This window comes from Occultella gossypii, assembly GCF_019947135.1.
Taxonomy (GTDB): Bacteria; Actinomycetota; Actinomycetes; order Actinomycetales; family Beutenbergiaceae; genus Occultella; species Occultella gossypii.
The window spans coordinates 1-14,157 of record NZ_JAGSHT010000012.1; the positions used below are offsets into that span (position 1 = coordinate 1).

Here is a 14,157-nt window from a genome sequence, read left to right on the forward strand (position 1 = left end):
TTCTACCTGGTTAACGCGTGACCGTGTGTTGCGCGGCGTCCGCCGTCGGTCCACCCGGACCGACGGCGGACGCGACGACGCGGTGCAGCCGGTGCGGCCGCTCAGTCCATCCCGGGCGCAGGCCAGGACAGATCGATGCCCTCGGCGGTCAATAGCCTTTGGAAGTCCCGCAGGCGCCGGTCGTCGGACCGGATCTGCCTCGGGTCGACGCCCTCGTCGAGGGCATGGGCGGCCAGGAGTCCGGCGCTCTCCCCGATGTTCCACTCCACCGGATGCAGGCGGTAGCAGCCGTTCGTGATGTGCGTGGTGCCGATGTTCTTGGCGGCTGGGAGCAGGTTGCGCATCCGCACCGGCAGCAGTGCCCCGAGCGGGATCTCGAACGGGAGGGCACGCAGATCGATGTAGTTGTCACCGCCGGTCGAAGGATGCAGATCCAGGCGGTAGAACCCGATGCCGACCGAGTCGGCATGGCGCCGGATCCCTCGTCCCGCACGCTCGGCGCGGGACACGTCCTGCTCCACGACCGTGTACTCGGCGGCAATCCGACGCGACTCGCGGATATACGGCGCCTGGGCGAACCCGTCGGGCGTGCCGGTGATGTCGGGCCGCAGCCGCAGCCCAGGGAAGCCTGTGCCGCCGTCGGGCCTCGGAGCCTGCGTCTGCAACCAGTAGAAGAAGCTCAGGGCCTGCCTCTTGGCCCCCCGGAGGTGCCGTGCGGACTCCTCCGCCCCGACCTCGAAGAGCGGACCCTCGACGTAGTCGATCATCGGCCAGTTCACGAGCGTGACGTCACTGTGCAGGGTGCCCGGCTCGAACGTCGCCTGCGCGAGGATGCGTCGGAACGTCCAGAGCTCGTCCGGGTCCGGATCCGGGCGGCCCGGGGACCGGAAGCCGGCGTCGGCGTCGGTGTTCGGGTGGAAGTAGTGCTGCCTGGGCTCGAGCGTGTGTGGGTGTGGTGCGAGCAGGCCGAGCATCGGGCCGGGCCAGTAATCCGGCCGGTAGCCGCGCCAGTGGTCGTAGTCGTCGGGACGGTCGATGGTGTGATCGCCGTCGACGTGATCGATCGCGAAGCACCAGGAGGCAGCCTGCATGTTCAACGGCTGGCGGACCTGCGGGGCGCTGGGCTCCCCGGTGTCCCCCTGGGACTCGAACCCGGTGACGTACTCGGTGCCGGTGAGCGGGAGCAGCTCGCCGGTCTCGGTCGCGTCGATGACCCAGGGCGCGACCGCTACGGTCTCGGCGCCGCTGTCGAGGTCGCGGAGCGTCACGCTGGTCACGCGGTCCCCGTCGGTGGTCGCCGCCACCGGCCGGTGCCGGAGTCGGATCTCGAGGCGCCCGGCCGCCCGCCAGGGTGCGAGCATGCCTTCGATGACGGCCACCGACACCCGCGGCTCGTGGCAGAGGCCGCTGACTCGCCCGAGGCCCGGGTTGAGCCGCCGATCCGCCCGCGCCCGCGCGGTCAGCGGGTACCACCGCCGGTAGTACTCGCGCACACCCTCACGCAGTTCCCCGTAGGTGCGAGTGCCCCCGAATCGCTCCATCCACCCGTGCTCGTCCGGCGGTACCGCCTGCGACGTGGACTGGCCGCCGAGCCACGGGTACTCCTCCGTGAGCAGCACCCGCCGCCCGGAGCGCGCGGCCGCGAGCGCGGCGGCGACGCCACCGAGACCGCCACCGACGACGAGGATGTCCGCCGCAACCTCGGCGCCGGAGGCGCTCACGCCGCCTCGTCGTCGGCAGCCGGGACGTCGTCCGGGCGGTAGACGATCCGCTCCCGGGTGCCGCGTAGCCGCGGGTCGGCGATCGGCACCGCGGACAGGAGCGCGCGGGTGTACCCGTGCTTCGGGTCCTCGAAGACCTCCGCGGCCGAGCCCTCCTCGACGATGTTGCCGTAGTACATGACGGCGACCCGGTCGCAGATCCGCTCGACCACCGAGAGGTCGTGGGAGACGAACAGGTAGGTCAGCCCGAGTTCGGACTGCAGGCCGGCGAGCAGTTCCAGGATCTGGGTCCGGACCGAGACGTCGAGCGCGGAGACCGCCTCGTCAGCGATCACCAGTTCCGGTCCGGTGATCAGCGCCCGTGCGATGCCGATCCGCTGCCGTTCCCCACCGGAGAAGGCGTGCGGGTAGCGGGTCGCCATCGCGCGCTTGAGTCCGACCCGGTCGAGCATGTCCGCGACCCGGTCGCTCAGCTCGGACCCCTGCGCCATGCCTGCGACACGCAGTGGCTCGCCGATCACCTGCTGCACCGTCATCCGGGGATTCAGGGAGCCGTAGGGGTCCTGGAAGATCATCCGCATCGCGCGGCGGTACGGCAGCAGCTGCTTCTCCGACATGGTCGCGAGGTCCGCGACCGTGCCGTCGCCGCTGCGGTAGCGGATCTCGCCCGCCGTCGGCTGGTAGACGCGCATGATCGAGCGCCCGAGCGTGGTCTTGCCGCATCCGGACTCACCGACCAGGCCGACGGTGCTGCCCGGGAGCACGTCGAGGCTGACCCCGTTGACGGCGACCACCTTCTCCTTGCGCTTCCGGCCGAACAGAGCCCCGGAGACCGTGTCGAACTCCATCCGCAGGTCCCTGACGCTGAGCAGGGGGGTGACGTCCGGGGCCGTATGCCGGACGGACTCGTCCGCCGACCCGCCGACCGTCGTCGTCGGGGGCGTCTCGGGCTCCGTGACGACGGCGCGGGTCGCCGAGTGCCGCTGGGGCAGGCTGGCCAGTAGTTCCTTCGTGTAGTCGTGCTGCGGGTCGTGGAAGATCTGGTCGACGGGCCCGGTCTCGACGACCTTGCCGTGCCGCATGACGACCACGTCATCGGCGATCTCCGCGACCACGCCGAGATCGTGGGTGATGAAGATCATCGTCATGTCGCGTTCGCGCTTGAGGTCGCCGAGGAGGTCGAGGATCTGTGCCTGGGTGGTCACGTCCAGGGCCGTGGTCGGCTCGTCCGCGATCAGCAGCGACGGCCTGGCGATGAGCGCCATCGCGATCATCGCGCGCTGGCGCATGCCGCCGGAGAGCTGGAAGGTGAACGCGTCGATCCGTTCCTCGGCCCGCGGGATCCCGACGCTTCGCAGTTCCTCGATCACCCGGTCACGGATCTCGGCGGGCGGCAGGTCGGTGTGGAGCTCGAGCACCTCGGAGATCTGGTTGCCGATCGTGTGCACCGCGCTGAGCGAGGCCATCGGTTCCTGGAAGATGAGCCCGATCTCCCGGCCGCGGATCCCGCGGATGGCCTCGCCGCGGGGGTCGAGCCGGGCCATGTCGACGGCGGGCCGTGAGTCATCGGGCCGGAACAGGATCCGGCCCGCCTCCACCTGCCCGGGAACGTCCACGACCTGGATGATGGACCGGGCCGTCGCGGACTTCCCGGACCCGGACTCCCCGACGACGCACGTCGTGGTCCCGCGCCGGACGACGAGGTCGATGTCGTCGACGGCTCGGACCACGCCCTCGTCGGATCGGAACACCGTCTGCAGGCCGCGGATGTCGAGGACGGCGTCGGGGCTGGCGAGCTCGTCGGCGGTCACGGCGGCTTCGTCGAGCTCCCGCCCGACGTCCCTGCGGGGGTGGCGCCGTCGGCGGATCACGTGGACCTCTTTCCGTAGGGGTCGGCCGAGTCTCTGAGCCCGTCACCGACGAAGTTGAACGCAACGACCGCGATCACCACCGCGAGCCCCGGGAACATCAGCCAGGGTGCGGTCGCCACCGTGTTGACGCTCTGGGCGTCCTGGAGCAGCACGCCCCAGGACACCGCGGGTGCGCGCAGGCCAAGACCCAGGAAGGACAGGGACGTCTCGGCGAGGATCATCGCCGGCACCGCCAGGCTCACCGAAGCGATGATGTGCGACGTGAACGAAGGCAGCATGTGCCGGAAGATGATGCGGTTGGTGGGCACGCCGTCGAGCCGGGCGGCGATCACATAGTCCTCGTCGCGCGTCTGCAGCAGTCGGCCACGGACCACCCGGGCCAGGTTCGTCCAACCGACCAGCGACAGGATCACCGTGATCATCAGGTAGGTCGGCACCGGGCCCCAGTCCGGTGGGACGGACGCGGCCAGCCCCAACCACAGTGGCAGCGTCGGGATACTCATGATGATCTCGACGACGCGCTGGATGACCGTGTCGACCCAGCCACCGAAGTAGCCGGAGATCCCACCGAGGAACAGTCCGAGGATCAGCGAGATCGAGACGCCCACCAGACCGATCGAGAGCGAGATCTGGGAGCCGTAGAGGATCTTGGACCAGAGGTCCGAACCCTTCCGGTCACCACCGAGTGGGTACCAGCGCTCATCGGGGTCCTCGGGTCCGAACAGGTGCACGTCGGAGTCGAACAGGCCGAGGAGCCGGTAGCTGTCACCGCGCACGAAGAACCCGAGGTTGACGAACTCCGAGGTATCCGGCTCGAAGATCCGTTCGAGGCTCTCGATGTCCACCTCGGAGGTGGTCGGGTGCACGTAGAAGCCCTCGGCGAAGGAGAACCGCACGCCCTGCGGTGGGTGGTAGGCGTGCTCGCCGCTGTAGCTGGTCGTGTTGAACGGAGCGATGAATCCGGCGAAGGCGGCCGCGAGGTACATCACGATGAGCGCGATCAGACCGATCTGCGCGAGCCGGTGCTTGCGGAACCGCCACCAGATCAGCTTCCACTGAGGTGCGGAGGTGACTGCGGTCCGCGACTTCCCGGTGTCGTCGACCAGTTCGACGACCTCATCGGGCTCGTCGAGACGTTCGTCGGTGCTCTGGGTCACCATCACTTGCCCCCGAACCGGACGCGCGGGTCGACGACCGCGAGCAGAACGTCCGAGATGAGTGTGCCGATCACGGTCAGGACCGCGACGATCAGGATGATGCCGCCCGCAAGGTACATGTCCTGGGACTGCAACGCGGACAGCAGCAGCGGCCCGGTGGTGCCGAGCGCGAGTACCGTCGCGACGATCACCTCGCCGTCGAAGATGGATGGGATGTTCCATCCGACCGTCGAGATGAACGGGTTCAGCGCGATCCGCAGCGGGTACTTGCGTACGATCCGGCCCTCGGGCAGTCCCTTGGCGCGGGCCGTGGTCACGTAGGGCTTGTGCAGCTCGTCGAGCATGTTCGCCCGCGTGGTCCGGATGATCCCGGCCGTCCCGGCGAGTCCGATGATCACAACGGGGATCCAGAGGTGCTCAAGCAGGTCTCCGAACTTCGCCAGACTCCATGGTGCGTTCGCGTACTCCGGTGAGAACAGGCCACCGACGCTCTGCCCGAAGTACTTGAATCCGATGTACGCGAGCACGAGCGCAGCGAGGAAGTTCGGGACTGCGAGAGCGATGAACCCGAGGGCCGAGATCACGTAGTCACCGCCCGAGTGCTGCCGGATCGCCGAGTAGACGCCGGCGGGCAGGGCGATCGCCCACGTGAACAGGAGCGTCGCGACCCCCAGCAGAATGGTCAGCGGCAGGCGCTCCATGATCAGGTCGCTGACCGGGCGGCGGTACTCGAACGAGAGCCCGAAGTCACCGTGCAGCAGGATGTTGCTGATCCACTTCCAGTACTGCACCCAGAATGGTTCGTCGACCCCGTAGCGAGTACGCAGGGCCTCGACGGCGGCCGGGTCCACCGAGTCGCCGGCCGCCTCCATCCGAGCTATCTGGGAGCTGAGGAAGTCACCCGGTGGAAGCTGGATGATGAAGAACGCGATGAGTGTCACGACGAGCAGCGTCGGGATCACATGCAGCACGCGATGGACCACGAACCTCAGCATCGGACCTCCAGGCGGGTGACGTCCCCACCGCCGTGGGGCGGGAGCGGCCTCAGGACGCCGCCTCTGCGAAGTACACCTGCGCCGGCTTCGTCACGCCTTCCCGGCCGTGGTAGAAGTCGAGGCTCGGTTCGTCGTCCCGGACGTTGTGCACGTCGACGCCGACCACGACGGGCTGGAACGGGACACCGACGATGCCGATCACGTAGGCCTCCTCGTCGTGCTGTGTCGCGATCGCCTGACCCGCTGCGATCCGTTCCTCGTCGGTCGCGGCGCTGCGCAGCGCGTCCCAGTTGTCCATGAGGGTCTGGAACTCCTCCGGAGGCTCGATCCCTTCGGTGCCGCCGGTGTTGTACCAGAGCCCGTAGCCGGGTGCGGTGTGGCTGCCGGAGGACGTGGGGATGAACCAGACGGGTTCGAGGTCCCAGTCGTTGCTCGGGTGCGGCGTGCAGTCGAAGTCGAAGTCGTTGCCGTTGCGCAGCTCCGAGGCGAGCGTGCCGTCGACCGGCCGGATGAGCAGGTCGATACCCACCGCGGCCCAGGCCGCCTGGATCATCCCGAGGGCGTCCGCGCGGGGAACGCCGTCGGTCGCCTCCACGAAGATCGCGGTGACCTGCAGCGGTGCGCCGTCCGGGCGTAGCCGGATGCCGTCGGAGCCGAGCGTGAGGCCGATGCCGTCGAGCAGTTCGTTCGCCTTGTCGACGTCGTACTCGAGGTAGTTCTGGCCGCCCTCGACGTAGTAGTCGCTGCCCTCGGTCGGGTTCGGCTGCCGGATCGGTCCGAGGCCGTCCATCAGGGTGTTGTTGATGTCGTCGCGGTCGATGGCGTGCGAGAGCGCGATCCGGAAGTCCCGGTTCAGGAAGATCTCGCGGAGCACCTCGTCCTGGTGGGAGAGGTTGGGGCACATCGCGAGCAGGCCGTCGTTGCTCGTGCGCCACCGCAGCATCCGGTAGCCGTTCGTCTCCGCGTTCTGCTGGAGAACCTGTGCAGCCTTGTATCCGAGCCCGTTGCCGAGGAAGTCGAGGTCCCCGTTCGCGGCACGCAGTTCCATGGTGTCCTGCTGCAGCACCTGGATCTGCATCTCGTCGATGTAGGGGAGCTGGCGTCCGTCCGGGTCGGTCTTCCAGAAGTACGGGTTCCGGCTGAGCCGGCCGACCCCGCTCTGCGCGTTCGCAGCCTCGACCACCTGGTAGGCGCCCATGGTCGGTCGGTCCGGGTTGGTCCAGAGGTTGTCCCGGTCCGCGAACAACTGGTCCCACGAGTCGAAGCCGGCCTCCTGTGCCTCGGCGAGCACGGTCGCCTCGTCCGTGAGGCCGCCGTGGAACTGCTCCAGGTAGTGGCGCGGCTTGAGGAACTGGTACCCGACGGCGGGGTGACAGAAGTACTTGGGCAGGAGGGCGAACGGCTCGTTGCACGTCACGGTGAGGGTGAGTTCGTCCTCGGCCTCGGCGGTGAGCGGAGTGCCGTCGAGGTTCGCGAACCAGAACGGCACAGCCGGCATCAGGGTGCTGTTGCCGAGCCAGTCGACCATCGAGAAGAGCACGTCCGCGGTGGTGAACGGTTCGCCGTCGGACCACTTCAGACCCTCACGCAGGGTCAGCGTGTAGACGGTGTTGTCCTCGTTCACCTCCCACGACTCCGCGACACTCTCCTCGGGGGTGTTCGCATCCCAGCCCCACTCCAGCAGGCCCTGGTTCGCGAAGGACTGCAGCACCGCCGTGGCGTTCACGTCGGTCTGCGCGTACCGGAGGGTTCCGCCGAACTGGCCCGGGCCGTCGAGCGGCTCGAGGACCTTCGGGTTGGTGGGTAGCCGTTCGGCGAGCTCCGGCAGTTCACCGGCCTCGACGAGCTCGGTGAGCATCGGCGACTCCATGGCGTCCGTGCCGCCGCCTCCGAACGGGTCCGGCGACTCCTCCTCCGCCGTGCATGCCGTGAGCCCGAGGGCGGTGATCAGGGCACCGCCCCCGCCGTACACAAGCAGACTGCGACGGGAGACATCCCGTGTGTAGATCGTCATCGATAACACTCCTCTATCCGGTCTCGTCTGGTCAGATCTCGCCCGCCACCCTCGGCAGGTCGCTTGCGGACGACCCCGTCCGCAAGCCGGCGCTCCGACTGTTCGGATCCCTGGCGCTTCGTCCACATTAGCGACCGCAAGCGGTTGCGGCAACTAGGCATCGCGTGCACTGCGGTCGGCGTGGTCGGCTCGACGCTGGCCCGCCTCGAAGTAGGCCCGGAGGGCGGGATCCAACGGTGGGACCGGCAGCGCACCGCCGTCGGCCCGCATCGACTCCGCGGCGGTCGCACCGGCCGCAACCGCTTCGCGCGCCGCCACCGGCGACGTCTCGGTCGGCGCACCCGTACGCACGAACTCAAGGAACTCGCGGAGCAGGCGAGGGTCCGCGCCGTGGTGGCCGCCCTCGACGTCCGGGATCGGGAACTCGACATCGCCGTGTTCGGCATACTCGGAACGGCGGTTCCACAGCCGCACCACGCCCTCCGGCCCGAGACCGAAGTTCTCGATCCGCCCCTCGGTTCCGATGACCGTGTAGTTGCGCCAGTAGTCCGGGGTGTAGTGGCACTCGGAGTAGGTGGCGAACACCCCGTTGTCCAGGCGCATGGTCATCATCGAGATGTCCTCGACGTCGACGACCGGGTTCAGCCCGGTCTGCGCCAACGGCGGCCAGTTCTTCTCGCGATCGAGCCATTCGCCGACCATCTGCCCGGAGCGGTCGGTCCGGTCGGTGACCTCGCCGTAGACCGTCAGGCCGCCCATCGCGCTCACGCGTGTCGAGTAGGCACCGGCCAGCCAGTGGATCACGTCGATGTCATGCGCGCCCTTCTGCAGCAGCAGCGAGTTCACATGGGCACGCTCGGCGTGCCAGTCCTTGAAGAACCGGTCCCCGCCGTCACCGACGAAGTAGCGGCACCAGACCGCCTTCACCTCGCCGATCCGACCCTCCTCGACGAGGTCGCGCATCAGGCGGATCACCGGCATGTGCCGCATGTTGTGCCCGACGTACAGGCGGCTGCCGGACTCATAGGCGGCCCTCAGGATCCGGTCGGCATCGGCAACCGTGGTGGCCAGGGGCTTGTCGACGAACACGTCGACGCCGGCCCGCAGCAGTCGCTCGGCCTGGTCTGCGTGGAGGTCGTCCGGCGACGTCACGAACGCGGCATCGATGCCGGCGTCGAGCAGGACCGAGACGTCGTCACCGACCCGGACCTCGGGGCCGAAGCGTTCGAACGCGCGGTCCTGTGCGCGCGGATGGGGATCGGCGACGGCGACGACGACCGCGTCGCCGTCGTCATCAGCTGCGCGCTTGGCGATGATCGCTCGGTTGCCGTTGCCGACGACGCCGAGCCGCAGGGTCGCATGACGATCGGTGGACAGTCCACGGCGATCCGTCTCAGGTTGGGTGATCATGGCGAAGACGCTACGGGACGCAAGCGCTTGCGGCAAGCATGCGGCCCCGGATCCTCAGGCTTTCCACAGGATGACGAGGCTGCGCTAGCCTTGCCCCTTGTTGCAGGTTGCGGCAACGATGGATCGCGGCGGAATGGAGTGCGCATGAGCGTGACACTTGCGGACGTGGCACGAGCGGTGGGGATGTCGGCGTCGACGGTCTCCCGCGCCCTGTCCGGCACCGAGAAGGTCAACGACGCCACCCGCGAGAAGATACGTCGCGTGGCCCGGGAGATGGGCTACGAGCCGAACCAGGTGGCCCGCTCGCTGACCTCGGGCCGCAGCGATCTGATCGGGCTGATCGTCCCCGACATCGCCAACCCGTTCTTCCCGCCGATCATCAAGGCGGTTCAGAGCCGGGCCAGTGCCAAGGGCAAGACCGTGCTGATCTCCGATGTCGACGAGCACCCGGCCGATGAGATCCAGCGCGCCCGTGTGATGCGCAAGCGGGTGGACGGGCTGATCGTGGTGTCCCCGCGGACCCCGGTCGAGTCCCTGCCCGAGCTGGCCGCGCTGCAGCCGATCGTGTTCGTCAACCGCAAGGTCGACGGCGCGGCGAGCGTGATCATCGAGGCGTCCGAGGGCATCCAGGAGGCCGTGGAGCACCTCGCCTCGCTCGGTCACAAGCGGATCTGCTACCTGAACGGCCCCCGACGGTCCTGGTCGAACTCCCAGCGCCAGGCGGCGATGCGCGCCGCGTGCGCCGAGCTGAACCTCGAGCTGGTCGAGTTCGGTCCCTTCGAGCCGCAGATCCAGGCCGGGGTGCGCGCGGCGGACCTCGTGCACAGTCGCGACATCACCGCGGTGATCGCCTACGACGACATGATCGCCATGGGTCTGATGGCCCGCCTGACCGAGCGCGGCATGCGCGTCGGTCCGGACATCTCGGTGATCGGCATCGACGACAGCCCGATGTCCGGCATGGCCTACCCGACCCTCACCTCGATCCACGTGCCGGGCACGCGGGCCGGGGCCACCGCCGTCGACCTCGTCCTGGACCTGGTCGACCACCCGGAGGACGCCCCGAAGCCGGTCGTGCAGCTCGAGACGCGGCTGATCATCCGGGGCAGCACGGCACCGGCACCCCCCGAGCGCTGACGCCACGACCGCCGTCGTCGTCTGAGCTGCGGGCGCCAGGCCGGTCTACACTCGCGCCGTACCCCAGCCAGGCAGCCCGCGCCGGCCGCCGGAGAGCAGAGCCACTCGATGAACCAGCCCGCCCCACTGCAGACCGACCTGCGCCTGAACGTCACCATCTTCACCGGCGCCACTGTGTTCCAGACGAAGAAGGTACGCCTGGAGTGGACCCGCCAGGACCGGATCCGGATCATCGACCTTGAGAGCCCGCAGGAACAGGTCCTGGCCGACTTCGCCCCCCAGGAGGTCGCCAAGGCCTCCTACGTGGGCGGCACGTACGGCTCCCAACAGTCCACCCTCAACCTCAAGACGGTCTCCGGGCAGAAGTTCCGGATCATGATCGGCGATGCGGTGATCAGCCCGCAGCCGTGGGAGTCGGTCGAGCAGTACAACGCCCGCATCGCTGCGGAGGGCATGCCCACCCCGAGGTGGTGGACCGACCGGCTCGCGACCTTCGGCGTGAACGCCAAGCACCTGGGCGCGGGCAAGGTCTGGCTCTGGGCGCTGGGCGGCGTCGTGGCACTCATCGTCGTGATCGCGGTCGTCACCCTCATCGCCGACCCGCCCTTCTGAACCCGCCGGGCGCCGCGGGCGTGGGTCACACGCCTGCGGGGACCTCGTGCCCACGCACGAATGTGCGCCACGGCACCAGATCGTCGGAGAACACGACCACGTCCGCGTCGTGACCGGGCGTGAGTGCACCCTTGCGGTCGGCCACGCCGGCCACCCGGGCCGGACGTGAGGAGCCCATCGCGATCACCTCGAGCAGCGGCCAGCCCAGACCCAGGTACAGGTGGGCCAGCATCGCGGCCAGGGTGGTGGTACTCCCACCGAAGGCGTCGGCGCCGATCACCATGCCGACGCCGTCGCGCACCTCGCAGCGCACGTCCGCGAGCCCGTAGCGGTACCCCTCGGGCATGCCGGCCCCCTGGGTCGCGTCGGACACCACGACCAGTCGCTCACCCAGGCACCGGCGGGCGATCTCCAGGAGCGCGGGCGGCAGGTGCTTGCCGTCGGCGATCACCTCGGCGGTGAGGCTGTCCGAGGACAGGGAGGCCTCGAGCAGACCCGGCACCCGCCACGGGCCGCTGCGGATGGTGCTGGACTGCCCGCTCCACAGGTGGGTGACGTGACGCAGGCCGGCCTCGACGGCCGCGGCGAGGGCGGGCACAGTCGCCTCGCTGTGACCGGCGGCCACCACCGTGCCGACGGCGGCGAAAGCCCGGATCGCGTCGACGGCGCCCGGTAGCTCCGGCGCGAGCGTCACCATCGCGGGGGCGAGCGACGCCAACGCTGCCACGTCCGCAGCGGACGGCGCGCGCAGCTTGCTCGGCTCGTGGGCGCCGGCCTGGGCCTCGGCGAGGAACGGGCCCTCGAGGTGGACGCCGAGCAGGTCCGCGCCATCGGGGACGCCGCGGTCACGCCAGGCGTGCAGGGCCCGGACCTTCCCGGCCATCACGTCGACGCGGTCGGAGGCGAGTGAGGCCTGGGTGGCGGTCACCCCGACCGATGCCAGGTGTCGCAGGATCGCGGGGACCGCGTCGTCCGCCGGACCGTCCTGCGCCAGGGCCGCCTCCTCGAAGGAGCGGCCCGCGGCGCCGTGGATGTGCAGGTCGATGAGGCCCGGTGCGACGATCCGCCCACCGACGTCCAGCACCCGCGCGGACTCCAGCAGAGCGGCCGGCGGCGCGGAGGTGAGCACGTCCGCGACCCGCGTGCCCTCGAGGAGGACGCAGGCGCCGTCGAGCAGCGCGCCCCCGGCGACTACCCTGCCGGACGTGAGCAGGACCCGCTCGGCCATCTCGTGCCTCTCTCTGCCGGCTCCGAACGTCATGCTCCGAACCTACCCGGCTGGTCGACCGGCCCAGCCCCACCCCCGCAGGGCCGGGCCGGGGTCCTTGGTGAGCGAGTGCTCAGGCCTGCGCGGGGAGCAAGGACGCGGACGCCCGCTCGAGGAAGAGCCTGGCGTTCGGGGACTCGCGCAGCTTCGTGGCGGGGCAGGCCGTGCTGACGTCCTCCGACAGTGCGCGGGCCACGGCCCGGGCCTTGCGGGCCTCCGGCGCGCAGACCTGGACGTGCGTCGCGGACAGCAGCGCGGGGATGGTCATCGAGATGGCCGTCTTCGGGGTAGCGGCCTCGTCCGGGAAGTGCCCCTCGCCGACCTGCTGCAGCACGGACTCCGGGGTCAGTGTGATGATCCGGGTCCAGCGCTCGTCGTCGAAGTCGGCGTCGAAGGGTTCGTTGAAGGCCAGGTGGCCGTTCTCACCGATGCCCATGCAGACCAGGTCCAGCGGGGCCTCGCGGAGCAGGGCCTCGTAGGCGTCTGCGGCCTCCTGGGGGTCGGGCGCGTCTCCGATGATGTACTCCACCTTCCCCGGCGCGAAGGGCTCCTCGATGCGCTCCCGGATCCAGCGGCGGAAACTCGCGGTGTGGTTCTCGTCGATGCCGACGTACTCGTCCATGTGGAACGCGGTCACGTCCCCCCACGGGACGTCCTGGTCCTTGAGCGCCTCGACGAATGCGAACTGGGAGTTCCCCGTCGCGATGACCACCCGCGCGTGCCCCTTGGCGGCAACGGTGTCGCGGATCACCCGGGCGGCGCTGGCGGCCGCGGCGGCCCCCATCTCAGCCTCCGAGGCGTACACCGCAACGGGTAGCTCCCCGGCGACGAACTGCTGGATCGGCTCCGACACTTGACTCCTCCTGCGCTTCAACTGGGTGTGAACGGCGCCCGGGTCCAAGCCCTGGCGCAACGAAATGCAACCGTACCGCAACCGCGTGCATTGCGCGATCGTCGAGGATTTGTGCGGGGCTTCGAGGGCCGGCTGTGGACGTGCAGGACCGCTTGCGGGCTCGCGGTGGATCGTGGGGTCGACGGCGGTGGTGCCGTCAGGCGACACGCTCCCGACGGCGGTGGTGCCGTCAGGCGACACGCTCCCGACGGTGGTGGTGCCGTCAGGCGACACGCGTCCCGACGGCGGTGGTGCCGTCAGTGCCCGGCCCGCGGGCAGCGCGGGCCGGTTGCTTCAGGTGCCCACGGACTCCGGCGACGCCGCGTCCACGATGGTGCGCACCGCCGTCGGGAGTTCGGACGCCTCGGCGACCGTGTAGAGCCGGCGCGCGTCCGACGCCGGGATCTCCGCCTCGAGCTCGTGTGCCCAGGTGAGGTGGTAGGGGACGTGCACGCCCCAGCCGCCGAGCGCGAGGACCGGCGCGATGTCCGAACGCAGCGAGTTCCCGATCATCACGAACTCCGACGCTCCTGCGTCGAACTCCGACAGCAGCCGTGCGTAGGTGGCCGTGTCCTTCTCGCTCACGATCTCGATGCGCCGGAACAGATCGCCGAGACCGGAGTCCCGGACCTTGGCCTCCTGGTGGAACAGGTCGCCCTTGGTGATCATGACGATCGGATGGACCGCGGCGATCTCCTCGACCGCCGCCCGGATCCCCGGCAGGAGCTCGACCGGGTGAGCGAGCATCTCCTTGCTGAGGACGATGATCCGGTGCAGGTCGGCGACGCTGATCCGCTGCTCGGTGACCTCGATCGCGGCTTCGATCATGGACAGCGCCATGCCCTTGACGCCATAGCCGAAGACGGCCAGGTTGGCCCGCTCGATGGCGGCGAGCCGGTCGAGCGCGCCGGGACTGCTGACGTGCGGCGCGACGATGCGCTCGAACTCCACCTGGGCGGCATCGAAGTAGTCCTCGCTGCGCCAGAGCGTGTCATCGGCGTCGAAGGCGACCATGCGGATCTGCGGCATCGCACGAGTGTAGGTAGCGGCGGTCCGAGATACGTATCGGAAATACCTTGGC

The 14,157-nt window shown here is 69.5% G+C and carries 11 protein-coding genes; 2 read left to right on the forward strand and 9 right to left on the reverse strand.

The annotated features are described in order from the left end of the window. Positions 1–101: 101 nt before the first annotated feature. The 6 genes from KCQ71_RS11770 to KCQ71_RS11795 form a co-directional block, all read right to left on the reverse strand. Positions 102–1,721 (reverse strand): FAD-dependent oxidoreductase, encoded by a 1,620-nt coding sequence (locus KCQ71_RS11770; protein ID WP_223406066.1) that lies wholly within the window; start codon positions 1,719–1,721, stop codon positions 102–104. Continuing rightward, the gene (locus KCQ71_RS11775; RefSeq protein WP_223406068.1) at positions 1,718–3,592 is read right to left on the reverse strand and encodes an ABC transporter ATP-binding protein; all 1,875 of its coding nucleotides are present in this window, start codon (positions 3,590–3,592) and stop codon (positions 1,718–1,720) included. The genes KCQ71_RS11770 and KCQ71_RS11775 overlap by 4 nt, the downstream gene beginning before the upstream one ends. Then, complete coding sequence (locus KCQ71_RS11780; RefSeq protein ID WP_223406070.1) at positions 3,589–4,752, reverse strand: ABC transporter permease; 1,164 nt, start codon at positions 4,750–4,752, stop codon at positions 3,589–3,591. Before KCQ71_RS11780 ends, KCQ71_RS11775 begins: the two co-directional genes overlap by 4 nt. Beyond that, complete coding sequence (locus KCQ71_RS11785; RefSeq protein ID WP_163541817.1) at positions 4,752–5,744, reverse strand: ABC transporter permease; 993 nt, start codon at positions 5,742–5,744, stop codon at positions 4,752–4,754. Before KCQ71_RS11785 ends, KCQ71_RS11780 begins: the two co-directional genes overlap by 1 nt. A 49-nt stretch (positions 5,745–5,793) precedes the next feature. Next, positions 5,794–7,758 carry an ABC transporter substrate-binding protein gene (locus tag KCQ71_RS11790; protein ID WP_223406072.1) on the reverse strand — a complete coding sequence of 655 codons (1,965 nt, stop codon included), beginning with the start codon at positions 7,756–7,758 and terminating at the stop codon, positions 5,794–5,796. Between the two features lie 153 nt (positions 7,759–7,911). Next, positions 7,912–9,168 carry a Gfo/Idh/MocA family protein gene (locus KCQ71_RS11795; protein ID WP_223406074.1) on the reverse strand — a complete coding sequence of 419 codons (1,257 nt, stop codon included), beginning with the start codon at positions 9,166–9,168 and terminating at the stop codon, positions 7,912–7,914. Positions 9,169–9,312: 144 nt separating this feature from the next. On the opposite strand from KCQ71_RS11795, the gene KCQ71_RS11800 reads away from it, so the two are divergent. Both KCQ71_RS11800 and KCQ71_RS11805 read left to right on the forward strand, forming a co-directional pair. Next, complete coding sequence (locus KCQ71_RS11800) at positions 9,313–10,305, forward strand: LacI family DNA-binding transcriptional regulator (protein ID WP_223406076.1); 993 nt, start codon at positions 9,313–9,315, stop codon at positions 10,303–10,305. A gap of 108 nt (positions 10,306–10,413) precedes the next feature. Beyond that, positions 10,414–10,917 (forward strand): hypothetical protein, encoded by a 504-nt coding sequence (locus KCQ71_RS11805; protein ID WP_223406078.1) that lies wholly within the window; start codon positions 10,414–10,416, stop codon positions 10,915–10,917. Between the two features lie 25 nt (positions 10,918–10,942). On the opposite strand, the gene KCQ71_RS11810 is transcribed toward KCQ71_RS11805, so the two are convergent. The 3 genes from KCQ71_RS11810 to KCQ71_RS11820 all read right to left on the reverse strand — a co-directional run bounded on the left by KCQ71_RS11810 (position 10,943) and on the right by KCQ71_RS11820 (position 14,105). Next, a complete protein-coding gene (locus KCQ71_RS11810; RefSeq protein ID WP_223406080.1) occupies positions 10,943–12,178 on the reverse strand; it encodes an N-acetylglucosamine-6-phosphate deacetylase in 1,236 nt (411 codons plus the stop codon). Positions 12,179–12,257: 79 nt separating this feature from the next. Continuing rightward, positions 12,258–13,037, reverse strand: a complete 780-nt coding sequence (locus KCQ71_RS11815; RefSeq protein ID WP_223406082.1) for a 6-phosphogluconolactonase — start codon at positions 13,035–13,037, stop codon at positions 12,258–12,260. Between the two features lie 333 nt (positions 13,038–13,370). Further along, positions 13,371–14,105, reverse strand: a complete 735-nt coding sequence (locus KCQ71_RS11820) for an HAD family hydrolase (RefSeq protein ID WP_223406084.1) — start codon at positions 14,103–14,105, stop codon at positions 13,371–13,373. Between the last annotated feature and the right edge of the window lie 52 nt (positions 14,106–14,157).